This is a genomic window from Streptomyces sp. NPDC021225 (assembly GCF_044332865.1).
Classification (GTDB): Bacteria; Actinomycetota; Actinomycetes; order Streptomycetales; family Streptomycetaceae; genus Streptomyces.
The window spans coordinates 95,270-120,654 of record NZ_JBIRPV010000019.1 but is presented as its reverse complement, the minus strand read 5'-3'; the positions used below and the strand labels follow the sequence as shown (position 1 = coordinate 120,654).

Genomic DNA, 25,385 nt, shown 5'->3' with positions numbered 1-25,385 from the left:
AGCGCTCCCGCCGCACCGGACCGGCGATGCCCTGTTGCGCCGGCGGACCCGCGTCGTGGTCACGACCGCCTCGTTGCAGCCCTGGCCGTGGCGATCCCGCAGTCAGCTGGACGGCGCGTCGGAGGAGGCGGCCTCGCGTGCGCCCGCCGGCGCGCTCCAACTGGCGAGCAGACGCAGCGTCTGTGCGGAAGGGGAGCCGGGTTCGGCGGTGTAGAGGCAGATGCTCTGGTCGGGGTCGGCGGGAAGGGCCAGCGTTTCGTAGGAGAGGGTGAGTTGGCCGACCACGGGGTGGTCGAGGCGCTGGGTGCCGTGGGCGCACTGGTCCACGCGGTGGCCGGCCCACCAGGTGCGGAACTCGGGGACCTTGATGGACAGTTCCCCGACCAGTTCGTTCAGCTGCCGGTCGTCGGGGTGGCTTCCGGTAGCCAGGCGGAGGCTGGCGACGAACGTCTCGGCGACTTTGTCCCAGTCCGCGTACAACTCACGGGCGGCGGGGTGGAGCAGGGCGAAGCGGGCGAGGTTGCGGTCACGGTACGGCAGCGCGTCGAAATCGGTGATCAGCGCCTTGGCGAGGTGGTTGGCCGCCAGGACGTCACTGCGGTGGTTGACGACGAGGGCCGGCGAGACGTCGTTCAGGACGTCCAGCATGCGGTGGACCGCCGGCCGCATGCGCGGTCCACCGGCCGGACGCCGCCCGGCCCGGGCCGGGCGTCCCGCGCCGGACGAGCTCGAAGAGGTAGCCGCGCTCGGTGTCGTCCAGGCGCAGGGCACGAGCCACGGCCTCCAGCACCGTCTCCGAGACATGGGGGTGCCGGCCCTGTTCGAGGCGGGCGTAATAGTCCGTACTCACCCCGGCCAGGTGCGCGACCTCTTCACGCCGCAGCCCCGGCACCCGGCGCGCGCCGCCGCTGAAGGCGACCCCCGCATCCTCGGGGCGTAGCCGAGCCCGCCGCGAGCGCAGAAAGTCGCCTAGTTCACCGTTCTGGTCCATGCATCCAGTGTTACCACCGCGGTGGCGCGGCGGGTCCGACGAAGGTGGACCACCCAGACCTAGGTTCAGCAGGGCGCGCACCGCGCGTCCTGGAATCCGCCGGAATGCTGGTGTCCGCCTTCGGCATCGGCATGCGGGCCATGACAGTGGTCGTCTCGGGACTGAGCGTAGCCACCATCGTCGGCGTCCCCGGCGGCACCGCGCTCGCACAGCACACGGGAACGGAAGCGGCACAGCACCTTCGCCGTAGCCGCGGCAGCACTCGCGGTCACCGCCCATGTCACCAAGCAGCTGCCTGAATCACATCAAGGGCGATTTCCTGGACCGTGCGACCGTCCGTCGGGATACGCACCGTTCCAGCAGGTGCCTTCTCACTCAGGTCTCGCGCCATTCGCAGGCTCCGCTCGATGTGAGCGTCAAGCTGGGACCCGATTTCCCGTTGGGTGAGCCGATCTCTCACGGTGGCCTCCTCGGCTGTGAGCAGGACACAGGTGGCCCTGATCGGGCCGCCCCCCATGGCTCGCCTGATCATCGGCTCCTCGAGGATGCTCACCGTGTTCGTGTAGATGAGGCGACGCTGGCCAAGGGCGACGTAGTTCGACCAGATTGCGGCGGTATTCCGCTCCGTTATCGCTGCGCGGTCGGGGTCGTCGACGGGGGCCGGATGGATCTGGTCCATATAGTCGCCCTCGATCAGACAGTGGGCGGTTCCTCGCGCCTGTAGCGCTGCGGAAATCTCCCATCCGACGGTCGTCTTCCCGACGCCCGCACCACCGCCGATGAGCAACAGTTGGTAAGCAGTCATGGTCGGCCAGCTTGGCAGCGCGTGGACGTCTGCGACATGTGTTTTTGGCGCGCCAAGGCCTCTCCAGTGATTGCCGGTCAACTACTGGTGACGGTGGTGCGGGCGGACTCGTCGATGTGGAGGGTGAAGATGTCGGGCCGCGCGTAGTGGCCGGTGGGGTCGAAGTCGAAGCGGGCGCGCGTGAGGTCGTCGAGGTCGAGTTCGGCGGTCAGGATGCCCTCGCCGTCGCGCAGCGGGCCGGCGAGGACCTCACCGAGCGGGGAGACGATGACGGAGCCGCCGCCGATCAGGACGGTGTCGGGGGCGTCGCCCTGGACGGGGTCGAGGTCGGCGGGCACGGCGTCGCGGCGCAGGTACTGGTTGGCGCTGAGGACGAAGCAGCGGCCTTCCAGGGCGATGTGCCGCATGGTGGCCTGCCAGGCGTCGCGGTCGTCCACGGTCGGCGCGCACCACAGGTCGACGCCTTTGGCGTACATGGCGGTGCGGAACAGCGGCATGTAGTTCTCCCAGCAGATGCCCGCCCCGAGGCGGGCGGTGCCAGTGTCGATGACGGGGAGGGTGGAACCGTCGCCCTGGCCCCACAGATAGCGTTCGGCAGCGGTCGGCATGAGCTTGCGGTGCAGGCCCAGATAGCCGCCGGGACCGAAGAACAGCGCCACGCAGTACAGGGTGCCGCCCTGGCGTTCGACCGCGCCGACGACGGCGTGGCAGCCGAGTTCCCGGGTGAGCGCGGCCAGGGTGTCGACCTCGGCGCCGGGGACGTCGATGGCGGCGGCGTGGTAGCGGCGGAACAGCTCGCGGCCGGCCGGGGTGCGGCTGCCGACGGTGGTGTCGAAGTCCAGGCCTTTGGGGTAGCCGCCCAGGAATGCCTCGGGGAGGACGACCACCTCCGCGCCTCGGTCGGCGACGGCCTCCCGGATGAGTTCTTCGGCGCGGGTCAGCGCGGCCTGCGTGTCGAACAGCGGGGCGGCCGCCTGGACGACGGCAGCGGTCACGGAACGGCGGGGCTCGGGGGCCGCGGCAGCGGCAGGGCTCGGGGAGGTCATGGCACTGAGATTAGGAATCCCCTGAATCATCGAGCAAGCTAATGTCCGTGATGATCGACATTTATGACAGTGAATTCAGGAAGGCGGACCTGAATCTGCTGGTGGTCTTCGCCGCCCTGATGCGCGAGGGCAGCGTCACCCGGGCCGCCGCCGCCCTGCGTCTGAGCCAGGGCGCGGTCAGCGCCGCGCTCGGCCGCCTGCGCAGGCTGTTCGACGACGAGTTGTTCACCCGTACCCGCGCGGGCATCGAGCCCACGCGCCGCGCGGTCGAACTGGCCCGCCGCATCGAACCGGCCCTCGGGCTGATCCAGGCTGCCGTCACCGGCCGGGACCACTTCGACCCGGCCGCCGCCCGGCACGTGTTCACTCTGGGGATGTCCGACGACCTGGAGGCCGCGCTGCTGCCCCGGCTGCTGGCCGCCGCGGCCGGCCTTCCAGGCATCCGGATCGCCGTCCGGCAGGCCAACCGCAACACCGTCGCCGACATGCTCGACCACGGCGAGATCGACCTCGGCATCGCCGCCGCTCCCGCACACGGCCCTGACCACCGCACCCGGGATTTGTTCGCCTCCGGCTACACCTGCCTGTTCAACCCCCGCCTGCTGCCGCTGCCGACCCCGCTGATCCTGGACGACTATCTCACCCACCCCCACCTGCTGATCTCCTACGACGGGCGCCGAGGCATCGTCGACGACCTCCTGGAGGCACGCGGACTGACCCGCCGGATCGTCGCCTCCACCACCCACTTCGCGGGCGCCGCCCTCCAACTCACCACCCTGCCCGCCCTGGCCACCCTCCCCTCCCACGCAGCCACCGTCTACGCCGACACCCTGGGCCTGACGGCCACCGAGCCCCCCTTGCCCATGCCCCAGTACACCGTCAGCGCGATCTGGCACACCACCGTGGCCGACGACCCCGCCCACACCTGGCTCCGCCACCTCGTCGGCGGAGCCGAGAGGTCCATGCCTCGCTCGCAGAAATGAAGCCGTGATCCGGGGTCATATCTCTTTCCCGGCCATCATGTTGATCAGGCCGTGGGCTGTGTTGTCGTCGGAGTCGATCCTGTGGACCTCGGCACCTTCAAAAGTGGCGACCTCGGTACTGCGGGGGAACATGTCCTGTTCGTACTCGGTGAGCGCGGCCTCGATGTCGTCGGGGTGCGCGGCGAGGGCCTTGCCGAGTTCGGCGCCGTCGAGCATGGCCAGGTTGGCGCCTTCGCCGTTCGGGGCCGCGAGGTGGGCGGCGTCGCCGAGCAGGGTCACCCCCGGCACCCGATCCCACCGGTGCTCGATCGGCAGAGCGTAATGGGGGCGCAGGGCCGGCGCGGTGTCGCCGTCGGTGATCAGCACGGTGAGTTCCGGCGCCCAGCCGTCGAACTCCTGCGCGATCCGCGCCGCGGCCGCGGCGGCATCGGTGAAATCGATGGCGGCGAACCAGTCCTGCGGCTTGGACAGCGCCACGTAGGTGTGCAGGGTGTCGCCGCTTTCCCGGTGAGCGAAGATCTCCTTGCCCGGCGCGGGCGCCATCATCGACCCGCCGCCGACCGCTTTCGCGGCGGCCGGGTGCCGGGTGTCGGCCTCGAACAGGTAGGTCTCGACGAACGACGTGCCTGCGTACTCGGGTGTGGCGGAGGAGAGCAGCGGCCGGACTCGTGACCACGCGCCGTCCGCGCCGACCAGCAGGCTCGTGACGACGGTGGTTCCGTCGGCGAACGTCACCTCGTGGCGGCCCTCGCCGAGGGCACGGGCGCTGGTGACCTTGTGCCCCCACCGGACGGCGCCGGCCGGGAGCGAGTCGAGCAGGATCTGTCGCAGCTCGCCGCGCTGCACCTCGGGTCGTCCGCCCGTGCCGTCGTCGGATTTGTCGAGCAGGACGGTCCCGTCCCGGTCGAGGACCCGCATCGCCTGGCGTCCCTCCAGGACGATGGCGTGGAACTCGTCCATCAGGCCGGCTGCCTTGAGTGCGAGTTGCCCGTTGTAGTCGTGGATGTCGAGCATTCCGCCCTGCGTGCGCGCCGACGGGGAGGGGTCGGCCTCGTAGACCGTGACCGGGATTCCGTGGACGTGCAGGACGCGGGCCAGCGTGAGTCCGCCGAGTCCGGCGCCGATGATCGTGACGGGCGTGTGCATGATGACTCCTCAGGATCGGGCCGCCCGGCGAACTCCGGCCGGCCGTCTCCGGAAAGGTGCCGGACCCCGCCGACCGGCCGCCGACATCCGACCGACAGCCCCCGACAGGTGACCGACACCGCAGATCAGTCCCGACACACAAGATCAATCTCAGCGGTCCAGGGGCGGCCCGGTGCCGGGTCGCCGGGGGCGGGAGCACGGCGACCGGGATATCTGGGACAGCGTCCCGCTCACTCCGGACGAGTGAGGGGGCGTCGTGAGGGTTCAGGTGCGTGGGCTGGGCGCCCGCCGGTGGATCGCGCTCGGGGCGATCGCGTTCGGGGCCTGTTCCTGGTGGATGCGGAGCGTGCCCGGGGCGCGGTCGTGGCCTTGGAGTGGCGGGGGGCTCACCGGTAACCGTCCAAGGACGCCTCCTACGTCTCCACCGGCCCGGCGGGCGCGGCCAAGGTCAGCCTTCCGGCTCCTCGCCGTGCCACGACTGCCCGGTCCGGTTCCGCTGCGTCGGTATCTGGCAGATCTCCTGCGCAACGACGAGCGCCTGGCTGCGTTCACCGACGCCGACGGCTGGGCCAAGGGCAAGGCGATGCCGTCGGGCGACGAGCACCCGAGCGGTACCGCAGAAGATCCGAGTCCCGAAGCCTGGACCGGGCAATAAGCCCAGCAGCGTGGCGGCTGACAAGCCGTGCAACAACGGCCCGCGAGCGATCAACCGGCTCAAACGTCACCGCGCCGTGGCCACCCGATACGGCAAGCGCCGCGACGTCTACCTCGGCACCGCCACTGCTGCGGCACTGACGATCTGGCTCCGCTCGTGAGCGTCAGATCAGCGCTTATCTGTCTTCGGGCAGGTGGAAGTAGACGGTCCCCGACCACCAGGGACCGTGCTCGGTCATCTCTGACTCGAACACCACGTGCCGGATCTCAATAGGGCCCAACTCCTCGATGGTTTCGGCCAACCGCCGAAAAAGGGCCGGAACGCTATCGCAGCCTGGGCCAGCGGGGTTGGCCTGCGAGAAATGACGCGCGGTCCAATGCTGCGGAGGATCAACCATGGGCAGATCGTAAAACCTGCCGCCATCTGACCAACAGGCCAACCGCTGAGGCCAGGTGATTCAGGTCCCGAGGCGGCCGAGAGCATGATCGACCGGACACGTCCTCGTCAACCGTGTCCGCGAGTCAGGCGTCGTCTCGCTCGGCATGCCGAAGGTGAGGCAGTTCCTGCCCGACCTCCGCCCCGAGGGCGGGTCGTCGTACAGGTCCCTGCCGGGAGGCAGACTGAGAGCCGATCCTGTTCGTTTCCGGAGCGCCCCTGTCGCTTTGGGTGTGGGACGGGCTGTTCGAACGGCTGGCCCGGGCCGGGTACCGGACCATCCGTTTCGACCGGTACGGCATCGGCTTCCGCGAACATCCTGGAGTTCCTGCACACGCGCAAACAGCCCGCATGACAGCTCCCGGTTCTTGCCGTCGAGGCCTACGGCGCCACCCGCGCGACTCCGCCCGTCTCGAGGGCCGCCCAGAGGGCACCGTCGGGGCCCAGGGCGATGCCGTGTGGCTCGGATGCCGGTGAGGGCAGGTCATACTCGGTGATCTCGCCACCCGCGGTGATGTGGCCGATGCGGTTGGCCCCCCATTCGGTGAACCAGCAGTCTCCCGTGGACACCGCGACAATGGCGTGTGGTTTGGCCGTGCGGTCGGGGAGCGGAAACTCCCTGATCTCACCATCCACCGAGATCCTGCCGATCTGGCCTGCGGCAATCTCGACGAACCACAGAGCCGTGCCATCACTGGCGATGCCCACGGGTGCCGCGTTCGGGGTGGGCAGTGGGTGGATGGCGGTGTCACCCTCGGTGGTGATGCGGCCGATCGCGTTCGCCTGGTTGAGGGTGAACCACAGGGCTCCATCAGGGCCCGTGGTGATCGCCGAGGGAAAGCCGCCCGCGACCGGAAGGGCGAACTCGGAGATCTCTCCCTTATTGGCGATACGGCCGATACGGTCGGCGTTCATCTGCGTGAACCACACCGCGTCGTCCGGGCCCGCGGTGATGCCGAAGGGGCCGCTGTCGGGCGTTGGCAGGCGGAAGGAGTCCACTTCACCATCAGTGGTGATGCGGCCGATGCGGTGGTCCTGAGACCGGGTGAACCACAGTGCCCCGTCCGGCCCGGGGGTGATGATCGCAGGACGGCATGTCGGCGAGTCCAGGGGGTATTCCTTGAGCTCGCCGTCGAGAGTGAGACGCGCGATGCGACCGTTGTGCACGAAGGTGAGCCACAGGGCGCCATCGGGGCCGGTTGTGATGCCGTAAGGCCCGGCCTCCTGATCTGCCACGCGGATCTCCGTGGCGGCTGAGGCATCAGGACGGGGCACGGCAACTCCTTACCAAGTAAGTGTCAGTCAGCATTTCAGGCCTATGGCGCGGTCCCAGGACAGTACTGAGACGACGCTTCCGATATCCCGCCAGTGCAGCTCCGGATCGGTGGAGACAAGCCGGGTCCGCCCATGGCCACGCAGGTCGACGGCGACGGAAGTTTGATCTCTGTGCCGATCACCACCGCACCCTGCCGGTGAGAGGACAGCGGGCGCAACCGCTTTTCCGCGGGGCGTCAGGCGGATGGCAGGGCGACCCCTGGAGACCGAGACCGCCTGTCGCCTGCCACCCGTCCGTGACGGATCCCTCCGCACGGACGGGTGGCACAGCCGACGAGATCAAGTTCCGTGTCGAACCACAGCGAGGTCAGATGAATCGGACCCGTGCCGGTCTTCGAGGGGTGCGGGAGTGGCGCGGTCCCACTTATGTGTCGTCCTCGGGCTGGGACTCGGCGAAGGCACCGGCGGCCGCGGCGAGGGCGGCGGTTCTGGCCGCATGGCCGGGCAGTTGCGGGTCGGGTGGTGTGCGGAGGAGTACCAGCTGGTGGTAGAGCGGCGCGGTGGCGGCGATGAGCAGTCGCCGAGCGTCGGTTCGCGGCGGGAGTTCGCCGCGCCGGACGGCGCGGCTGACGACGATCTCGCAGCGGGCGTACCGGTCCTCCCAGAGCCGCTGTTGGGCGTGGGCGGCTTTCTCCGAGCGGAACGAGGCGGCGATCAGGGCCGCCATGATCGGCGGCTCTGCGGCCATGGCTGTCTGGATCTCCTGGTTCAGCGCTGCCAGGTCGCCTTCCAGCGAGCCGGTGTCCGGTGGCTGCCAGTCGTCGTCGCTCGCCGCGTCGAGAACGTCGGCGAGCAGGCCGCCGATGTCCCCCCAGCGCCGGTACACCGTGGTGCGATGCACCCCGGAGCGGGCGGCGACGGCGTCCATCGTGAGCCCGTCATAACCGTGTTCGCCGAGCTCCGCGCGGACCGCGTCGAGTACCTGCGTACGGATACGGGCGGTGCGGCCCCCGGGACGGCTTCGGGTGGGCGGCGGCCGGGTGCCTTCTGGTTCTGGGTCTGTGGGAGTGATCACTGAAAGTCCGTTTGCTCATGGGGACGGCGTTGTGGCAGCATCTTAATGCATCAGTTGTCGCACTAGTGGAGTGATCAATGCTCTTCCAAAGCGTTTGCCCGGCCGCGCGGCCCTCGATGGCCGCCTCGTTCCCGAATGCTTTGGAGTCTCCGCATGCCTACACAGATCACCGCGCTCGCCGTCAGCAAGTCCTTCAACGGCAGGCTCGTCCTTGACTCGGTGACCTGCTCGCTCGCCGCGGGCGAGCGCACCGGGATCATCGGTGAGAACGGATCCGGCAAGACCACCCTGCTGCGCCTGCTCGCCGGGCAGGAACGGCCCGATCAGGGCGAGGTCGTCGTCCAGGCCACCGGTGGCGTCGGCTATCTCGCCCAGGACGAGCGGATGGAGCCGCGGGCGACCGTCCAGCAGATCATCGACCGGGCTCTGAGTGATCTACGCGGCGTCGAGCAGCGAATGCGCCGTCTGGAGGCCGCGATGGCCGACGGTGACGAGTCGGGCATGGCCGAGTACGGCGAACTGATGACGGTCTTCGAACTGCGCGGCGGCTACGACGCCGACGCCCGCGTGGAACGTGCTCTGCACGGTCTCGGCCTGGGGCTGGTGGGCCGTGACCGCACCGTGGGCAGCCTGTCCGGCGGAGAACGGGTCAGGTTGCGGCTGGCGGCCGTCCTGGCGGCGGCGCCGGAGGTGCTGCTGCTGGACGAGCCGACCAACCATCTCGACGACGGCGCCCTGAACTGGCTGGAAGAACACCTGCGCACCCTGCGGGGCACCACGGTGGCGGTCTCCCACGACCGCGTCTTCCTCGAACGTGTCGCCACCAGCCTGCTGGAGGTGGACGCCGACCGGCGCCGCGTCGTCCGGTACGGCAACGGCTACACCGGCTACGTCGCCGAGAAGGCGGCCGCCCGGCAGCGCTGGGCCCAGGCGCACGACCAGTGGCGGGCCGACATCGACCGGCTCCGCGAGGCCGCCGCGACCACCGCCCGCCAGGTGGCCCCCGGCCGTCCGATGAAGGACGGCAACAAGATGGCCTACGACCGGGCGGGCGGCCGGGTGCAGCAATCGCTGGCCAGCCGGGTGCGCAACGCCGAGGAACGGCTGCGCCGCCTCCTCGCCTCCCCGGTCCCACCCCCGCCGGAGCCGCTGCGCTTCACCCCCGTACTGCGGGCCCGCCGCCTGGAGGGCGCCGTACTCGACGCCACCGACATCGCCGTCACGGGCCGGCTCGACCGCACGAGCCTCGCCGTCACGGCGGGCGAGCGCCTGCTGATCACGGGGCCGAACGGAGCGGGCAAGAGCACCCTCCTCCGGGTCCTGGCCGGCAATGTCGCTCCCGACAGCGGGAGCGTCACCCGCCACGGCAGGATCGGCTACCTCTCCCAAGAGCCGCGCCCCGGGGAACCGGCCGAGACCGTGCTGGCCGCCTTCGCCCGCGGACGGAAAGGAGAGGCCGCCGGACACGGCGAACGGCTGCTGTCCCTCGGCCTGTTCGACCGCGACCAGCTCACGGTGCCGGTCGGCCGGCTGTCCACCGGGCAGTTGCAGCGTCTCGCCCTGGCGCGACTGCTCAGCGAGCCGTCAGACGTCCTGTTGCTCGACGAACCCACCAACCATTTGTCGCCCGCCCTCGTCGAGGACCTGGAGACCGCGCTGACCGGGTACCACGGCACCCTCGTCATCGTCAGCCACGATCGCCGGCTGCTCCGGCGCTGGCAGGGCTCCCACCTGGCCATACAGGCGACTGCGACGTCCGCCGCCGAGTGCTGAGGTCCTCCGGCCCCGCAGACACCCCTTATCTGAGAGGAAGCCACTCGTGATGCCGCCTGTTCCCGCCGACCCGACCCTGGTGCATCCGATGCCCGAGCAGCCGCGGGTGGTGCTGTTGAAGCCACTGATCACCTCGCCGCTGATCGAGGTCGGGGAGTTCTCCTACTACGACGATCCCGATGATCCGACCGCCTTCGAAACCCGCAACGTGCTGTACCACTACGGGCCGGAAAAGCTGGTCATCGGGAAGTACTGCGCGCTGGGCGAGGGGGTGCGGTTCATCATGAACGGCGCCAACCACCGCATGGACGGTCCCTCGACGTTCCCTTTCCCGATCATGGGCGGCTCCTGGACCGAGCACTTCGACCTCATCGCCGGCCTGCCCGGACGGGGTGACACCGTCGTGGGCCACGACGTCTGGCTCGGCTACCGGGCCATGGTGATGCCCGGTGTCCGCATCGGCCACGGAGCGGTCATCGCTTCCGGCTCCGTCGTCGTCGACGACGTCCCCGACTACGGCATCGTCGGCGGCAACCCCGCCCGTCTCATCCGCCGCCGCTACAGCGATGAGGACGTCAACCGCCTCGTGGCCCTGGCCTGGTGGGACTGGCCGCTCCAGCACATCACCGAACACATCCGCACGATCATGTCCGGCGGCATCGACGACCTGGAAAACGCCGCGCCCGGGCACACACAGCGGTGAGGCCGGGCGGCTGCACCGCCATGCCGTGCGGCGACCACTCCCCCGCAGTCCATCCGCACTCCAGCACCGAGGATCGAGCCATCAGCATGCCTGATTCGTCCCACCACAACCCGTTCGCCGACTGGCTTCGGGCCCATGCCGTCCCCCTCACCCACCTCGACCGTGAGGCGCCGCTCGACGATCTCGAGCCACTGCGCGACATCATCGGCGACGCCCGCGTCGTCGCGATCGGCGAGAATTCCCACTTCATCAGCGAGTTCGCGCTCCTGCGCGAGCGCATCCTGCGGTTCCTGGTCGAACGCTGCGGCTTCACCGTCCTGGCCTTCGAACACGGCTTCAGCGAAGGCTTCCCCCTTGACGCATGGGCCCAGGGCGAGGGGGCGGACGACGACCTTTCGGCCCACGTCGCCGGAGCGATTCCCGTGGGAGTCGGTGGGCCGCTGCGCTGGATGCGCGGGCACAACCGCACAGCCTCACCATCGGTGCGTTTCGCCGGCGTCGACATCCCGGCGGCCGGTGGGTCCCTGCTCCCCGCCCTGGCCCCGGTCGCCGACTACCTGCGCCACATCGATCCCGAGACCCTGCCGGCGGTCGAGACGGCGATGCGGATCGCCGAACCGTTCGCCGGTGGCTCCGCGGCCGACGCCGCGCCCGCGTGGGCACGCCTGGCCACCGCCGAACAGGACGCCCTCAGCGCGACCCTGACACGCCTGCTCATCCGGTTCCGCGCCCTCGAGCCTCTGTATGTCTCCCGCGGCGACCAGCAGAGCTACGACATCGCCTTGCGACGCCTCGAAGGCGCCTGCCACGGCGACTACACCTTCCGTGCCATGGCCGGCCTCTTCGCCGGCACAGGGCTGACAGCCGACACCTCGGCCCGGGACGTCTACATGGCCGAGTCGGTCCTATGGCACCTGAAGCGCTTCGAACCCGGTACCCGCGTCGTGCTGGTGGCTCACAACGCCCACATCCAGAAAACGCCTGTCTCCTTCAACGGCCACCTGACGGGGCTCCCGATGGGACATCACCTGCGCCGCGCGCTCGGCGATGAGTACGTCGCCCTCGGCCTGACGAGCACCACGGGACACACCGCGGACATGCGCCGGGACGAGAACGCACGCTTCGGTTTCACCATCGACGCCACCGCGCTGGAGCCGCCCGAGCGGGGAAGCATCGAAGCGGCCTTCGCCGATGCCGGGCTCGGGCTCAGCATCGCCGACCTTCAGCAGGCACGCCACGAGGCCCCCGGCAGCTCCGACCTTGCCCCGGGCCCCGACCGCATCCGGATACAAAGCGCCTACCTGCACACCCCCATCCTCAAGGCGTTCGACGCCATCCTCAACACCCCGACCTCCACCGTGGCCGACAACCTCGACAACATGTGAGACACCATCACGCGGTGTTCCTCGGCTGGTTTGGCATACCGTGAAAACGACACCGCGTCAGGCGATCAGCGCTCTCTCTGCGTCGGCGAGTGTCCGTGGCCGAGCTCGCTATGTTCAGCCCCGCGGTAAACCGGGTTGGCAGCCGGCTAAGGAGCCCACAATAGTCACACACGCGGAATTGGTGTCGGCGTTCGGCCCGCTCTGGCGGACGAGGACGAGTCGCAGGAAGAGATCGCGGACGAGCTGCGACGCTTCGGCTCCGGTCGGTGCCTCGACCGTGATGCCGTGGGCCCGCAGGATCGTAAGCCGTGAACCTTCCCGGTCAGGGCACTAGTGCCACATCAGGCAACGTTCGCCCTGATGAGGAACCAAGCCAACACAGCCACGCCGATGGGTAACGCAACTAGGTAGCCGACGAGGATACCGACGCCCGGATCAGCCAGCGCAGGAAAGGCCCAGTTCACTGCTGCAGCCACGAGCAGTCTCACCGTTGCCAGCGCAAGGAGAGCGGCGACAACAGCAAGCCGACGCGGCGGGCCCGCCCCGCGGTACAACTCAGCCGCAGGCCCGATCGCGATCAGGCCCGTCACGAGGCCGACGAGACTGGTGTCGGGCAGCCACCCGAACGGCCACCCCACCAGAGCGACCAACCCGGAGAAAGCGAGGCCGACCAGTTCCAGCGCGACGGTGGACACTACCGGGTCCCACGAGGGGCGTCGGATCGAGCCGCTCCCACTGTCCTTTTCATCGGCCACGTCGTCAGAGTAGCCATCGACAGGGCGAACGTTGCCTGATGCGGCACTAGTCAGGACTGGTTTGGGTGTGGGCTTACACTCCCCAGGCAGCGCAGCGCCTGCATGGCCTCACGCTCAATGCGTGAAAGTTCGCGGAGGATGGTGCCTGCCTGTACGAGGGACTGCGCATCGCCTGATTCACCGGCCTTTGTGATCAGTGCCGCGACTTCCGTCCACAGAGTGGCTGCCTCGGTGTACAGCCTGTGGCCGGTGCGCAGGTGGCCGCTGTCGAGCTGTTGGGAGCATTCGGCGAGAAAGTCGCGGTAGAGGTTACGGAACAGGGCGCCGCCGGTGCCGGCCTTCTCCATCAAGAGGGCAGCCTGCGGTAGGTCCCGCTGCGGGGCGTCGGTCCGCTGGAGCCAGGTGCGTACCAGCTTGCCGGCCTTTTCGATGCCTCGGTGGCCGAGGTTGGCGATGGGCGGGTTGAGGAAGGCGTCGGCGCAGGCGGTGATGGCGGGAACGATCCGGTCCTGTGGGGAGGGCGGGTTCCCCGGAGCGGTGAGGGTGAAGGACCGGTGTTTGGCGGCCATCGGTCCACGTGCGGCCCTTGCCTCGGCCAGGCTCGCCAGGCTGGTGGATACGGCTCCGCCCTGCTGGCCGGTGTCCACCAGATAGGCGTCGCGGTCGTCGTAGCCGTACATGGCGACGACATGACCGCCGAAGTGCACCTTCGACCCGAAGTAGTCCAAGTGGTAGCTGTCGAGCTGTAGTCCCACCGGGTGGCCGGCGTCGATGGGGGCCACCACGTTCTCCCATGCCCTGCGAGGGGAGGTCGTCTCCTGGACCAGGAGTTCCAGCCCGAGTGTGGTGGCCAGGTTTCTGGTGAGGTCGAAGGGCTTGACCCGTCCCCCGAGGAAGGGGAAGCCCATGTTCTTGCTGTCCCAGTAGATGAAGGACAGACCGGAACCGAGGCCGAAGAGCATGGGTTCGGACAGATCGAGCCCCTGGTGCCGCAACAGCACCCCCAGAGCCGTCGTCTCGCAGTGCTGCGTACCGCGGACATCAATGTCTATCACCGTGGTCATGCCATGCTTCCCTGGATGTAGAGGCCTCTGCCGACCCGACGCGAGAGGCCTCACGTACGGCGCTTCGTCTTGCACGCCATCATGGTGGACTCTCCCACGGTGGGAGAGTCCACCAGCCCCCTGCTCCTCTTCGCCGGGGAGCTGACGGCGACGATGCGGGCGGCGCCGTCGGCGGCGAGCGCGTCGTGCAGGCCCGTGGCGAGTGCGAAGTGGCCGAGACGGTTGGTGGCGAACTGCCACTCCCAGCCCTGTGCGGTGTAAGGACCCCGTGTGATGTACGGACAGCGGGGGGCGCTGGCGAGCGCGCCTGTATACCGTCGTCCGGCCGCCCGGGCAAACCTTGTACGAGCAGGATCATCGTATCGAGTTAATACCAACGGCTTCTCGCGGCCGTCCGGGCGCAGCGGCCGTTACTGTTCCCCGGGATCTGGACGCATTCCCGGATGTTTGCCCCTTCTTTTTCCTCTTTCCCGGTGACGCGCGCACGCCGGCCATGCCCTGATGAAGGAGAGCTCGCCCGATGACTGTTGAGACCGGTCGGGAAGCACAGCCGGTGCCGCCTCGGCAGTCCAGCCTGTCCACGGCGGCCGCCCGCAACCTTGCCACCACGACCAAGTCCGCCCCGCAGATGCAGGGGATCACCTCTCGCTGGCTGCTGCGGACGCTCCCCTGGGTGGAGGCCAGGGGCGGTACCTACCGGGTGAACCGCCGGCTGAGCTACACCGTCGGCGACGGGCGCGTCGAGTTCGTGCAGGACGGTGCCCACGTCCGGGTGATCCCCCGCGAGCTCGGCGAACTGGCCGTGCTGCGCGGATTCGAGGATGTGGAGCTGCTGACCGCGATCGCCGACCGGTGCGTGCAGCGCGACCTCCGGGCCGGCGAGGTGCTGGTCGAGCGCGGAACGCCCGCCGAGCAGCTCCATCTGATCGCACACGGCCGCGTCAGCCAGACTTCCGTCGGCACGTACGGCGATGAGGTCGCCGTCGCCGTGCTTGCCGATGGCGACCGGTTCGGTGAGGAAGCCCTGTTGGACGCGGAGGCCCGGTGGGGCTACACCGCCACCGCTGAGACCGTCGGCATCTTGCTCACCCTGTCCCGCGCCGACTTCGCCGCCGTGGTGTCCGCGGCGCCGGGCCTCCAGGCGCACATTCAGCGGTACGGCTCACTTCTCCGCGAACGGCAGAACCGTCATGGCGAGGCCGAGATCGCGATGTCGGCCGGCCACACCGGTGAGCCCGAACTGCCCAGCACGTTCGTGGACTACGAGCTGAAGCCGCGGGAGTACGAACTCTCCGTCGCGCAGACCGTTCTGCGGGTCCACACGAGGGTCGCCGACCTTTACAACGGGCCGATGAACCAAACCGAGGAGCAGCTCAGGCTCGTCATCGAGGCGTTGCGCGAGCGCCAGGAGCACGAGCTGATCAACAACCGGGAGTTCGGACTGCTCCACAACGCCGACTTCAAGCAGCGCATCCAGACCCACTCCGGCCCGCCCACCCCGGACGACCTCGACGAGCTGCTCTGCCGCCGCCGAGGCTCCAAGTTCTTCCTCGCCCACCCCAGGACGATCGCGGCGATCGGGCGTGAGTTCAACTCCCGCGGGCTCTATCCGAACCACGTCGACCTCGGCGGGCAGCAGGTCCCGGCCTGGCGTGGTGTCCCGATCCTGCCCTGCAACAAGATCCCCATCACCAAGGAGAACACCAGCTCGATCCTCGTCATGCGTACCGGCGAGGACGACCAGGGCGTCGTCGGCCTGCGCCAGACCGGTCTGCCGGAGGAGTACGAACCGGGCCTGTCGGTGCGTTTCATGGGCACCGACGAAAAGGCGATCACCTCCTACCTCGTCACCACCTACTACTCCGCCGCCGTCCTTGTGCCGGACGCGCTCGGCGTGCTGGAGAACGTGCAGATCGCCCGCACGCCCGACGAGACGGCCCAGACCTCCCGGGGCAGCCACCCATCCCGCCAAGGAGCCATCGATGCCCGACCCTGAGCCTTCCCCTCCGCAGTCGAGTCTGCCCGCGGCCGCCAGCGGCGGCCGCCCCCTTGTGCCGTCCCCGCCCATCCCGTCTGCCGTCGATGTCTCCGCCGCCGAGGTGCGGACGCCGGGCGCGGGTCTGGACCGGATCCTGGGTGGTCCCAGTGGCCTGGGCACGGCGGGTCTGCGTCTGGTCCGACGGGAGGAGCCGCCGACGCCGCCAACGCTCCCGGAGCCTCCGGCGGCTGCGGCTGCGGCCGAAGGGAACCCGATTCCGGGCCTGTACTACCACCCGGTGGCGGAGCCCGATCCCGTGCGGGTGGAGGAAGTCGGCCGCAGGATCAAGGCATGGGCGCTGGACGAGGTCGATCTGTACCCCGAGGAGTGGGAGGAGGAGTTCGACGGCTTCTCCGTGGGGCGCTACATGGTCGTCTGCCATCCGGACGCCCCGACCGTCGATCACCTGATGCTCGCCACGCGGCTGATGGTCGCGGAGAACGCGGTGGACGACTGCTACTGCGAGGACCACGGAGGCTCGCCCATCGGCCTGGGCGGACGCCTTCTGCTGGCGCACACCGCTCTCGACCCCCTGCACACCACCAGGGAATACCAGCCCCAATGGACGGAGTCCCTCCACGCGGACGCGCCCCGGCGTGCCTACCGCTCCGCCATGGAGTACTTCCTCCAAGTGGCCAGCCCTTCCCAGGCCGACCGGTTCCGGCACGACATGGCCCGGCTGCACATGGGGTACCTGGCCGAGGCCGCCTGGGCCCAGACGGACCACGTACCCGAGGTGTGGGAGTACCTGGCGATGCGCCAGTTCAACAACTTCCGCCCCTGCCCCACCATCACCGACTCCGTCGGCGGCTACGAACTGCCCGCGGACCTGCACGCCCTGCCCGCCATGCAACGGGTCATCGCGCTCGCCGGCAACGCCACCACCATCGTCAACGACCTCTACTCCTACACCAAGGAACTCGCCTCCCCCGGCCGCCACCTCAACCTCCCCGTGGTGATCGCCGAACGCGAAGGCCTCCCGGACCGCGAGGCCTACCTGAAGGCGATCGAGGTCCACAACGACCTCATGCACGACTTCGAGGCCCAAGCCACCGCTCTCGCCACCGCCTGCCCCGTCCCCAGCGTGCAGCGCTTCCTGCGTGGCGTGGCCGTATGGGTCGACGGCAACCACCACTGGCACCAGACCAACACCTACCGCTACACCCTGCCCGACTTCTGGTAAGAAGAATGGACCTGTCCGTGACCAGCACCGAGCTCACCACCGACGCCACCCCCACCAACGCCTCCTTGTTCATCCCCGCCCCGGTGACGCCCTACCAGGGGGACATCGCCCGCTACTGGGACCACGAGGCCAGGCCCGTGAACCTGCGTCTCGGCGATGTCGACGGCCTTTATCACCACCACTACGGCATCGGCGACGTCGATCACGCCGCGCTCCGCGACGCGGACGACAGCTCATACGAGAAGAAGCTGATCGCCGAGCTCCACCGCCTGGAGTCGGCGCAGGCCGAACTCCTCCTGAACCATCTCGGCCCCATGGGGCGCGACGACACCCTCGTGGACGCCGGCTGTGGCCGTGGCGGCTCGATGGTCATGGCCCACCAGCGCTTCGGGTGCAAGGTCGAGGGCGTCACCCTGTCGGCCAAGCAGGCCGATTTCGCCAACCAGCGTGCCCGCGAACTCGGCATCGAGGACCACGTCCACGCCCGCGTCTGCAACATGCTCGACACGCCCTTCGAGACCGGGCGGGCCGCGGCCTCGTGGAACAACGAGTCGAGCATGTACGTCGACCTGCACGACCTCTTCGCCGAGCACTCCCGGATCCTCGCGGTCGGCGGCCGCTACGTGACCATCACCGGCTGCTGGAACCCGCGTTATGGTCAGCCCTCGAAGTGGGTCTCCCAGATCAACGCGCACTTCGAATGCAACATCCACTCCCGCCGGGAGTACATGCGCGCCATGGCCGACAATCGCCTCGTGCCACAGGCCGTCATCGACCTCACTCCCGCGACGCTGCCCTACTGGGAGCTGCGGGCCACGTCCTCGCTGGTCACGGGCATCGAGGAAGCGTTTATCAACTCCTACAAGGACGGCTCCTTCCAGTACCTCCTGATCGCATCCGACCGCGTCTGACCACCTGACGGCTGAAAGGGCTGGGCCCGTCCCTGACGGACCCAGCCCTTTCAGCGCAACCCGAGGTCGGGCAGCGGTTCGAGTTCGGTCACCGCGTACTCGACCCGAACCTCGTCGGCCAGCTTCAGCGCGCCGAGGAAAGCGGTATACGGCTTGATCCCCCAGGTGGACTGGGGGACCGTCGCCCAGCCGCACACCATTCCATCGCCGTCGCTGCCACCGTGCACGGTCGCCGGGTGTGTCCGGCCCTTGATGGTGAGGTCCCCGGTGATCTCGAAGGACGGAAGCGTTCCCGTGATGCTCGTGGAGCGAAAGGTGATCGTGGGGTGCCGCGCGGTGTGCAACAGGGCCTCCCCCTCCAGCGTCCTTTTGATCTCGGCCCGGTCGGCGTCGGTGAGGGGTTTGAGCCCGCCGATCCCCTCCCGGACAGTCAGGGAACCCGTCTCGACCGTCACGGTCACCGATGACCGCCCGGGATCGTCGGCGACGACCACCGCGCTCCCCGACCAGCGGGTGGCCTCGATGGTGAGGTCGTGCCCCGCCTTCCGGCCGAGCCCGGCGCGGCTGGTCTTGATCAGCAAGCGGCCCGTCGGCGGCCCGAACCCGTATGCCCCATCACTCAATGTCACGGATCTGACTGTACGTGACGAACAGGGACCGACGGGCGCGCGGACGGCCGCGTCAGGGAACGCCGGCGAGCCGAAGCAGCGCCGCCGTGCCCGCTGCCGCGAGCACCACGACGAGGAACGGCGCTTTGCGCCAGGCGAGCGCTCCGCCGACCATGACCCCGATCGGGCGGGCGGGGCCGGCGAAGCCGCCGCTCTCGGTGAGCGCCGCTGTGGCCGTCAGTGCGGTGAGCAGGACCACCGCCGAGACTTCCAGCAGCTTCTCGGCCCGTTTCGGGAAGGTGACCTTGGCCCGCAGGGCCGGTCCCGCGAGGCGGAGCAGGAAGGTCCCGGCTGCCAGGGCCAGCATCGCCGCCAGCAGCGCTACGGCGTGACTCAACGCACGGCTCCTTCCGCGGCCTTGGCGGCGAACAGCGGCAGCGCGGCCAGGGCGACCAGTACCGGGAGCCCGGCCGGCAGAAACGCGCTGACGGCCAGTGCCAGCGCGGCGCCGGCCAGTGCCGTTCGCCGTACTGGCCGTTCCTTCATCGCGGGGAGGATCAGGGCGAGGATCACCGCGGGGAACATGGCGTCCAGGCCGAGGGCCGCGGTGTCCTCCACGACGCTGCCGAGGAGCGCGCCCAGTGCGGCGCCGGCCGGCCAGCAGACCAGGATGCCCAGTCCGCAGGCCCAGTACGCGGCCCGCTTGCGTGGCAGTCCGTCCTGGGCCATGGCGAAGACGACCGTCTCGTCGTTCATCAGATGGGTGCCGAGCAGTCCGCGCCAGCCCCGCCCGAGCACATCGGGGACCGCCAGTCCGAACGGCAGGTGACGGGCGTTGACGAGGAGCCCGGCCAGCAGCGCGGCGATCGGGCTGCCCCCGGCGGCGATGATGCCGACGAACAGGAACTCGGACGACGCGGCCAGGACGAGCGCCCCCATCAGGACCGGGAACCACCATGCGAACCCTGAGGTGACCGCGGTGGCGCCGTAGGAAACGCCGATGACCCCGACGGCCAGGCAGACGAGCGCGATGTCGCGCAGCAGCCTTCCACCCAGTGTTCTCCATAACGAACGCATGGAGTTTATACTGAACATCCCCTGCCGTGTTCGTCAAGGAGAACCACCGACCATTGGAGCGAACCCGCGTGTCCGATGCCGACCCCGCCGACCCCGCGCTCAAGCCGCCGCTCGAAGTGATCGCCGCATCCCTGCGGGCGGCACGCGTCCGGGCAGGGCTGTCCCTCACCGAGGTGGCCCGCCGGGCCGGGCTTGCCAAGTCCACGCTCTCGCAGTTGGAGTCCGGCACCGGAAACCCCAGCCTGGAGACGCTGTGGGCGCTCTGCGTGGCCCTGGAGATCCCCTTCTCCCGGCTGTTGGCCGTTCCCCGGCCGCAGGTCCAGGTGATCCGCGCGGGAGAGGGACCGGGCATAGGCGCCGCCCAGAGCGACTACCGGGCCACCCTCCTCGCCGCCTCCCCGCCCGGGGCCCGGCGGGACGTCTACAGCATCGCCGCCGAGCCCGGCCCGCAGCGCTCCTCCGCCCCGCACCTGCCCGGAGTCGTGGAGCATGTGGTGATCAGCGCGGGCCGGGCCCTGGTGGGCACCGCCGACGAGCCGGTGGAACTCCACCCGGGCGACTACATCTGCTACCCGGCCGATGTCCCGCACGTCTTCCAGGCGCTGGAGCCCGCCACCCGCGCGGTGCTCGTCTCGGAGCATCTCTGACCTTCAGTGCCCCATGCCCAGGCCGCCGTCCACCGGCAGGACGGCCCCGGAGATGTAGGCGGCGTCCTCGGAGGCCAGGAACCGTACCGCCGCCGCCACCTCCGCCGCCTGTGCACTGCGTCCCAGGGGCACCTTGCTCAGCATGGCGGCCCGCTGTTTGTCGTTCAGCGCCTTGGTCATGTCCGTCTCGACGAATCCCGGCGCGACCACATTGCAGGTGACGCCCCGTGAGCCGAGCTCGCGGGCCACGGACCGGGCGAAACCGACCAGGCCGGCCTTCGAGGCCGCGTAGTTGGCCTGCCCGGCCGCGCCGAGCAGACCGACCACCGAGGAGATCAGCACGATCCGCCCCCGCCGCGCCTCGACCATCTCCCCGGCGGCCCGCTTGACCACTCGGAAGACCCCCATCACGTTGGTGTCCAGCACCTCCGCGAAGTCCTGGTCGGCCATCCGCATCAGGAGCCGGTCCCGGGTGATGCCGGCGTTCGCCACCAGTACCTCCACCGGGCCGTGCGCCGCCTCCACCTCCTTGTACGCCCGCTCCACCTGATCGGCGTCGGTGACGTCACATGTGACGGCGAGGCAGCCGAGCCGGGTCGCGGCCTGCGGCGGCTCGCCCGTCCGGTAGGTCAGCGCGACCCTGTCGCCGGCCTCCGCGAAGGCATGGGCGACCGCGAGGCCGATGCCCCGATTCCCTCCGGTCACCAGGACCGAACGGCTCATGATTCCCACGCACCCTTTCCCCACGGTGGACAAGGACCTGGCGTCAGGCCGGTCAGGCGATCTTGTGAACCCAGCCGAACGGGTCCGGCCGCGCGCCGGTCTGGATTCCCGTCAGCTCCGCGTGCAGCCGCGAGGTGACCGGGCCGGGCGTTCCGCCGCCGATCGTCCAGTCGCCGTCCGCGCTCTTGACGAAGCCGACCGGTGTGACCATCGACGAGGTGCCGCAGGAGAACATCTCGGTCAGCGCCCCCGACTCGGCGTCGGCCCGCCACTGCTCCACGCTGATCCTCCCCTCCTCGGTCCGGTAGCCGAGTTCCGCCGCCAGCGCCAGCACCGAGTCCCGGGTGACCCCGGCCAGCAGCGTCCCGGACAGCTCCGGCGTGACCAGCCTCGTGCCGTAGACGAAGAACAGGTTGCTGGTGCCCATCTCGTCCACCCACCGGCGCTCCACCGAGTCCAGCCACACCACCTGGTCGCAGCCCATCTCCTGGGCCTGCGCCTGGGCCACCAGGGTGCCCGCGTAGTTGCCGCCGCACTTGGCCTCGCCCGTGCCCCCGGGAGCCGCCCGTGTGTAGTCCTGTGAGAGCCACACCGTGAGCGGTTTCGCCCCGGCCTTGAAGTAGGCGGCCGCCGGCGAGGCGATCACCATGAACCGGTAGGCGGCGGACGGCCCGTAGAAGCCGATCGTGTGCTGCGTGGCGATCATGAACGGCCGTAAGTACAGGCTGTGCCCGGGCCGTTCCGGGACCCAGTCCCGGTCGGCGGTGACCAGGATCTCCAGGGCCTCGACGAAGGTTTCCTCGGGCAGCTGCGGCATCGCCATCCGCGCGCTGGAGCGGTTGAACCGGGCCGCGTTGGCGTACGGGCGGAAGGTCACCACCGTGCCGTCCGGGCGCCGGTACGCCTTCATGCCCTCGAACACCTCCTGGCCGTAGTGGAAGACCTGGGCCGACGGGTCGAGCACCAGCGGTCCGTAGGGATGCAGCCGGGCGCTGTGCCAGTCCCGCCCCCGGTCCCAGTCGATGCTGATCATGTGGTCGGTGAACACCTCGCCGAAGGCGGGGGCCTCCAGCAGCGCCGCCCGCTCCGCGGCGGGCAGCGGGACGGCCGTCTCGGTGGTGAAGGTGATGGTCATGGGCGCTCCGAGGCAGGGGATTGCGGCGTACAGGTCACAGGGGGGTGTTGGCGTGCTTGCGGGACGGCTGCTCCGCATGCTTGGTCCGCAGCATCCGGAAGGCGCGTACCAGCACCGACCGGGTCTCGGCGGGGTCGATCACGTCGTCGACCAGCCCGCGCTCGGCCGCGTAGTAGGGGTGCATCAGCTCCGACCGGTAGTCCTTGACCATCCGGGCCCGCACGGTCTCCGGGTCGGCCGCCTCCGCGATCTGTTTACGGAAGATAACGTTCGCGGCGCCCTCGGCGCCCATGACCGCGATCTCGTTGGTCGGCCAGGCGTAGGAAAGATCAGTGCCGATCGAGCGGGAGTCCATCACGATGTACGCCCCGCCGTACGCCTTGCGCAGGATCAGCTGTACTCGCGGCACCGTAGCCTCACAGAACGCGTACAGCAGCTTCGCGCCGTGCCGGATCACCCCGCCGTGCTCCTGGTCCACCCCCGGCAGAAAGCCCGGCACATCCACCAGGGACAGCAGCGGAATGTTGAACGCGTCGCACATGCGCACGAAGCGGGCGGCCTTTTCGCTGGCCTTGATGTCCAGCACCCCGGCCAGCGCGATCGGCTGATTGGCGACGATGCCGACCACCTGCCCGCCGAGCCGGGCAAGACCGCACAGGATGTTGGGGGCCCACCGCTCATGGACCTCCAGAAAGTCGCCGTGGTCGACGATCTCCTCGATCACCCGGCGCATGTCGTACGGCAGCCTGCCCTCGGCCGGAACCAGGCCGAGCAGCGCCTCGCCGCGCCGGTCGGCGGCGGCCGTGCACGGTGCGAAGGGCGGGTCCTGCTGGTTGTTGGACGGCAACAGGGAGAGCAGGTAACGGACCTCGCTCAGGCAGGTCGGCTCGTCCTCGTACACGAAGTGGGACACGCCCGACAGCTCCGCGTGCACATCGGCGCCGCCGAGCCGCTCCTGGGTGACGTCCTCACCGGTCACGGCCTTCACCACGTCCGGCCCGGTGATGAACATCTGCGAGGTGCCGCGCACCATGAACACGAAGTCGGTCAGCGCCGGGGAGTACGCCGCGCCGCCCGCGCACGGCCCCAGGATCACCGATATCTGCGGTATCACCCCGGAGGCCCGCACATTGCGCTGGAAGATCCCGCCGTAGCCGGCGAGGGCCGACACGCCTTCCTGGATCCTGGCCCCGGCCCCGTCGTTGAGCGAAACCAGCGGCGCACCGGCCGCGATGGCCATGTCCATGATCTTGTGGATCTTCTCGGCGTGCGCCTCCCCGAGCGCCCCGCCGAAGATCCGGAAGTCATGCGCGTAGACGAACACGGTGCGGCCCTCGACCGTGCCCCAGCCTGTGATCACACCGTCCGTGTGCGGTCTGCGTTCCTCGATCCCGAAGCCGACCGCCCGGTGTCGGCGCAACGGTTCCACCTCGGCGAACGACCCCGGGTCCAGCAGCAGGTCGATACGCTCGCGGGCGGTCAGCTTGCCCTTGGCGTGCTGCGCCCGGGTCGCGCGGTCGCTCGGGCCACGACGGGCCTGCTCCTTGGCGGCGTGCAGCTCGGCCACCCGCGCCCGGGTGTCAGGGGACACGCGCGGCGCCCGGCCGATGAGTTCCCGCTGAACGGTCGTCATCTGCTCTCCCTCTCCTTCCGGGACCGGCCGGCCGGTACGACGGCCCGTACGGCTGGGGCCGCGCGGCAGCGCTGCCGGTGCGCGCCCAGTCCCGCCACCTCCGCCTCCACCACGTCACCGGCCCGCAGATACGGCTGGTCCGGGCGGCCCAGGGCGACCCCGCCGGGCGTCCCGGTCAGCACCACGTCACCCGGGTGCAGCACCATGAACTGGCTCAGGTACCAGACCAGATGGGCCACGTCGAAGACCATGTCGGCGGTGGTCCCGTCCTGCATCAGCCGGCCGTTGACCCGGCAGGTCAGCCGCAGCCGCTGCGGATCACCGGCTTCGTCCGGGGTGACCAGATACGGGCCCAGCGGGCTGAAGGACTCGAACGACTTGCCCTTCACCCACTGGCCGCCGCGCTCCAGCAGCCAGCTCCGCTCGGACACGTCGTCACCGGTGGCGAATCCCGCGACATGGGCCCGCGCGGCGGCGCGGTCCGGCAGATACTGGGCGCGCCGCCCGATCACCACGGCCAGCTCGACCTCCCAGTCGGTCTTCTCTCCGCCGGGGGGCAGCAGCAGATCGTCATATGGGCCGACCAGGGTGGACGGCGCCTTGCTGGAGACGATCGGCTCGTCCGGCAGCGCCAGGCCCGCCTCGGCGGCGTGCATCCGGTAGTTGAGCCCGATCGACAGCAGATGCCCGCCCGGACGGACGGGCGGCCCGACCCGCTCGGCGGCCGGGTCGACCGCCGGCCGCCCGGCGGCCTCCCGCTCCAGCCGTGCCCCCAGCTCCCGCAGCGCGTCCGGGTCCAGGGCCGCGCCCGTCCAGTCGGTCACCCACGCCGACAGATCCCGGACGATCCCGCCGGGGCCCACGGCGCAGGGCCGCTCCCCGCCCGGCGGGCCGATCCGCAGCAGCCGCATGTCAGCCGCCCCCCTGGGGGTCGTCGAGGTACTTCTCGAAGAAGCGGGTTTCGTCGTCGGTCAGCCGTCGGGGTCGGCCCGCCTGGTAGTCGAACGGCGCCATCACCGTCGAGGCGGTGGCGTACACGGTGTCGCCGTCCTTGACCGCGTAGTCGATGGCCACCGTCGCCGACTGAAGGTCGGAGACCCACATCTCGATCTCGACCGGCTCGTGCCGGTGCGCCAACTGCCGCCGGTAGCGGATCCTGTGCTCCACCACCACCGAGCCGTCCCGGAAGAAGGCGTCGCCCTCGGTCGGCGCCATCCGGAAGATGAAGTCGACCCGGGCCTCCTCCAGATAGCGCAGGTAGGAGACGTTGTTGACGATCCCGTAGATGTCCATGTCGGACCAGCGGATCGGGCAGTAGTAGCTGTGCCGCGCCATCCCG

Annotated in this window: 26 protein-coding genes and 2 pseudogenes; 10 read left to right on the top strand and 18 right to left on the bottom strand. The window is 69.7% G+C overall.

Annotation, left to right across the window (positions count from 1 at the left end):
• Positions 1-102: 102 nt before the first annotated feature.
• The 4 genes from ACH4S9_RS44425 to ACH4S9_RS44410 all read right to left on the bottom strand — a co-directional run bounded on the left by ACH4S9_RS44425 (position 103) and on the right by ACH4S9_RS44410 (position 2,842).
• Positions 103-648 (bottom strand): hypothetical protein, encoded by a 546-nt coding sequence (locus tag ACH4S9_RS44425; protein WP_398377254.1) that lies wholly within the window; start codon positions 646-648, stop codon positions 103-105.
• Complete coding sequence (locus tag ACH4S9_RS44420) at positions 593-991, bottom strand: helix-turn-helix domain-containing protein (RefSeq protein ID WP_398377252.1); 399 nt, start codon at positions 989-991, stop codon at positions 593-595. The genes ACH4S9_RS44425 and ACH4S9_RS44420 overlap by 56 nt, the downstream gene beginning before the upstream one ends.
• A gap of 280 nt (positions 992-1,271) precedes the next feature.
• Positions 1,272-1,796, bottom strand: coding sequence for a hypothetical protein (locus ACH4S9_RS44415; RefSeq protein WP_361184609.1), 525 nt, complete (start codon positions 1,794-1,796; stop codon positions 1,272-1,274).
• A gap of 77 nt (positions 1,797-1,873) precedes the next feature.
• Positions 1,874-2,842: a nitrilase-related carbon-nitrogen hydrolase gene (locus ACH4S9_RS44410; protein WP_398377251.1), complete on the bottom strand. Its 969-nt coding sequence runs from the start codon at positions 2,840-2,842 to the stop codon at positions 1,874-1,876.
• A 50-nt stretch (positions 2,843-2,892) separates the two neighbouring features.
• On the opposite strand from ACH4S9_RS44410, the gene ACH4S9_RS44405 reads away from it, so the two are divergent.
• A complete protein-coding gene (locus tag ACH4S9_RS44405) occupies positions 2,893-3,825 on the top strand; it encodes a LysR family transcriptional regulator (RefSeq protein ID WP_398377249.1) in 933 nt (310 codons plus the stop codon).
• A 15-nt stretch (positions 3,826-3,840) separates the two neighbouring features.
• Here ACH4S9_RS44405 and ACH4S9_RS44400 read toward each other — a convergent pair whose 3' ends face one another.
• Positions 3,841-4,971, bottom strand: a complete 1,131-nt coding sequence (locus ACH4S9_RS44400) for an NAD(P)/FAD-dependent oxidoreductase (protein WP_311728013.1) — start codon at positions 4,969-4,971, stop codon at positions 3,841-3,843.
• A 469-nt stretch (positions 4,972-5,440) separates the two neighbouring features.
• Between ACH4S9_RS44400 and ACH4S9_RS44395 the strand changes: the two genes are divergently transcribed.
• Together ACH4S9_RS44395 and ACH4S9_RS44390 are read left to right on the top strand one after the other, a co-directional pair.
• Complete coding sequence (locus ACH4S9_RS44395; RefSeq protein WP_311728014.1) at positions 5,441-5,626, top strand: hypothetical protein; 186 nt, start codon at positions 5,441-5,443, stop codon at positions 5,624-5,626.
• A 40-nt stretch (positions 5,627-5,666) separates the two neighbouring features.
• Positions 5,667-5,786, top strand: a pseudogene (locus ACH4S9_RS44390) (IS5/IS1182 family transposase); the annotation flags it as partial.
• Positions 5,787-6,442: 656 nt separating this feature from the next.
• Here ACH4S9_RS44390 and ACH4S9_RS44385 read toward each other — a convergent pair.
• Together ACH4S9_RS44385 and ACH4S9_RS44380 are read right to left on the bottom strand one after the other, a co-directional pair.
• The gene (locus tag ACH4S9_RS44385) at positions 6,443-7,336 is read right to left on the bottom strand and encodes a virginiamycin B lyase (RefSeq protein ID WP_398377247.1); all 894 of its coding nucleotides are present in this window, start codon (positions 7,334-7,336) and stop codon (positions 6,443-6,445) included.
• 424 nt (positions 7,337-7,760) lie between these two features.
• Positions 7,761-8,411, bottom strand: a complete 651-nt coding sequence (locus tag ACH4S9_RS44380; protein WP_385342990.1) for a TetR/AcrR family transcriptional regulator — start codon at positions 8,409-8,411, stop codon at positions 7,761-7,763.
• Positions 8,412-8,564: 153 nt separating this feature from the next.
• Between ACH4S9_RS44380 and abc-f the strand changes: the two genes are divergently transcribed.
• The 3 genes from abc-f to ACH4S9_RS44365 all read left to right on the top strand — a co-directional run bounded on the left by abc-f (position 8,565) and on the right by ACH4S9_RS44365 (position 12,272).
• On the top strand, positions 8,565-10,184 hold the full coding sequence (gene abc-f, locus ACH4S9_RS44375) for a ribosomal protection-like ABC-F family protein (protein ID WP_398377245.1): 1,620 nt from the start codon (positions 8,565-8,567) through the stop codon (positions 10,182-10,184).
• A 49-nt stretch (positions 10,185-10,233) separates the two neighbouring features.
• On the top strand, positions 10,234-10,887 hold the full coding sequence (locus ACH4S9_RS44370; protein WP_385342986.1) for a CatB-related O-acetyltransferase: 654 nt from the start codon (positions 10,234-10,236) through the stop codon (positions 10,885-10,887).
• 86 nt (positions 10,888-10,973) lie between these two features.
• Positions 10,974-12,272 carry an erythromycin esterase family protein gene (locus ACH4S9_RS44365; RefSeq protein WP_398377243.1) on the top strand — a complete coding sequence of 433 codons (1,299 nt, stop codon included), beginning with the start codon at positions 10,974-10,976 and terminating at the stop codon, positions 12,270-12,272.
• A gap of 341 nt (positions 12,273-12,613) precedes the next feature.
• Here ACH4S9_RS44365 and ACH4S9_RS44360 read toward each other — a convergent pair whose 3' ends face one another.
• The 3 genes and pseudogenes from ACH4S9_RS44360 to ACH4S9_RS44350 all read right to left on the bottom strand — a co-directional run.
• Complete coding sequence (locus ACH4S9_RS44360; protein ID WP_311728019.1) at positions 12,614-13,027, bottom strand: hypothetical protein; 414 nt, start codon at positions 13,025-13,027, stop codon at positions 12,614-12,616.
• Positions 13,028-13,077: 50 nt separating this feature from the next.
• On the bottom strand, positions 13,078-14,091 hold the full coding sequence (locus ACH4S9_RS44355) for a BtrH N-terminal domain-containing protein (protein WP_398377241.1): 1,014 nt from the start codon (positions 14,089-14,091) through the stop codon (positions 13,078-13,080).
• Positions 14,092-14,201: 110 nt separating this feature from the next.
• A pseudogene (locus ACH4S9_RS44350) lies at positions 14,202-14,351 on the bottom strand (oxidoreductase); the annotation flags it as partial.
• A gap of 260 nt (positions 14,352-14,611) precedes the next feature.
• Here ACH4S9_RS44350 and ACH4S9_RS44345 point away from each other — a divergent pair.
• The 3 genes from ACH4S9_RS44345 to ACH4S9_RS44335 are packed head-to-tail and all read left to right on the top strand — an operon-like array spanning position 14,612 to position 18,223.
• Positions 14,612-16,087 (top strand): family 2B encapsulin nanocompartment shell protein, encoded by a 1,476-nt coding sequence (locus ACH4S9_RS44345; RefSeq protein ID WP_398377239.1) that lies wholly within the window; start codon positions 14,612-14,614, stop codon positions 16,085-16,087.
• Entirely contained in the window at positions 16,074-17,312 is a 1,239-nt protein-coding gene (locus ACH4S9_RS44340) for a family 2 encapsulin nanocompartment cargo protein terpene cyclase (RefSeq protein WP_398377237.1), read from the top strand. Before ACH4S9_RS44345 ends, ACH4S9_RS44340 begins: the two co-directional genes overlap by 14 nt.
• Positions 17,313-17,329: 17 nt before the next feature.
• Complete coding sequence (locus ACH4S9_RS44335; RefSeq protein ID WP_385342976.1) at positions 17,330-18,223, top strand: geranyl diphosphate 2-C-methyltransferase; 894 nt, start codon at positions 17,330-17,332, stop codon at positions 18,221-18,223.
• Positions 18,224-18,273: 50 nt separating this feature from the next.
• Here ACH4S9_RS44335 and ACH4S9_RS44330 read toward each other — a convergent pair whose 3' ends face one another.
• From ACH4S9_RS44330 to ACH4S9_RS44320, 3 genes are read right to left on the bottom strand one after another with little or no spacing between them, the layout of a single operon-like run.
• Positions 18,274-18,852 (bottom strand): YceI family protein, encoded by a 579-nt coding sequence (locus ACH4S9_RS44330; RefSeq protein WP_358846781.1) that lies wholly within the window; start codon positions 18,850-18,852, stop codon positions 18,274-18,276.
• 52 nt (positions 18,853-18,904) lie between these two features.
• Positions 18,905-19,198 carry an AzlD domain-containing protein gene (locus ACH4S9_RS44325; protein WP_311728140.1) on the bottom strand — a complete coding sequence of 98 codons (294 nt, stop codon included), beginning with the start codon at positions 19,196-19,198 and terminating at the stop codon, positions 18,905-18,907.
• A 26-nt stretch (positions 19,199-19,224) separates the two neighbouring features.
• Positions 19,225-19,908, bottom strand: coding sequence for an AzlC family ABC transporter permease (locus ACH4S9_RS44320; RefSeq protein WP_311728024.1), 684 nt, complete (start codon positions 19,906-19,908; stop codon positions 19,225-19,227).
• A 68-nt stretch (positions 19,909-19,976) separates the two neighbouring features.
• Between ACH4S9_RS44320 and ACH4S9_RS44315 the strand changes: the two genes are divergently transcribed.
• Complete coding sequence (locus ACH4S9_RS44315) at positions 19,977-20,555, top strand: XRE family transcriptional regulator (RefSeq protein ID WP_311728025.1); 579 nt, start codon at positions 19,977-19,979, stop codon at positions 20,553-20,555.
• Positions 20,556-20,558: 3 nt separating this feature from the next.
• Here the strand turns inward: ACH4S9_RS44315 and fabG are convergent, their stop codons facing one another.
• The 5 genes from fabG to ACH4S9_RS44290 are packed head-to-tail and all read right to left on the bottom strand — an operon-like array spanning position 20,559 to position 25,381.
• The gene (fabG, locus tag ACH4S9_RS44310) at positions 20,559-21,278 is read right to left on the bottom strand and encodes a 3-oxoacyl-[acyl-carrier-protein] reductase (RefSeq protein ID WP_311728026.1); all 720 of its coding nucleotides are present in this window, start codon (positions 21,276-21,278) and stop codon (positions 20,559-20,561) included.
• Between the two features lie 52 nt (positions 21,279-21,330).
• Positions 21,331-22,413, bottom strand: coding sequence for a branched-chain amino acid aminotransferase (locus ACH4S9_RS44305; protein WP_311728027.1), 1,083 nt, complete (start codon positions 22,411-22,413; stop codon positions 21,331-21,333).
• Positions 22,414-22,447: 34 nt separating this feature from the next.
• The gene (locus ACH4S9_RS44300; protein WP_398377235.1) at positions 22,448-24,046 is read right to left on the bottom strand and encodes an acyl-CoA carboxylase subunit beta; all 1,599 of its coding nucleotides are present in this window, start codon (positions 24,044-24,046) and stop codon (positions 22,448-22,450) included.
• Positions 24,043-24,957: a fumarylacetoacetate hydrolase family protein gene (locus ACH4S9_RS44295; protein WP_398377233.1), complete on the bottom strand. Its 915-nt coding sequence runs from the start codon at positions 24,955-24,957 to the stop codon at positions 24,043-24,045. Before ACH4S9_RS44295 ends, ACH4S9_RS44300 begins: the two co-directional genes overlap by 4 nt.
• A 1-nt stretch (position 24,958) precedes the next feature.
• A complete protein-coding gene (locus tag ACH4S9_RS44290; protein ID WP_311728030.1) occupies positions 24,959-25,381 on the bottom strand; it encodes a thioesterase family protein in 423 nt (140 codons plus the stop codon).
• Positions 25,382-25,385: the final 4 nt, after the last annotated feature.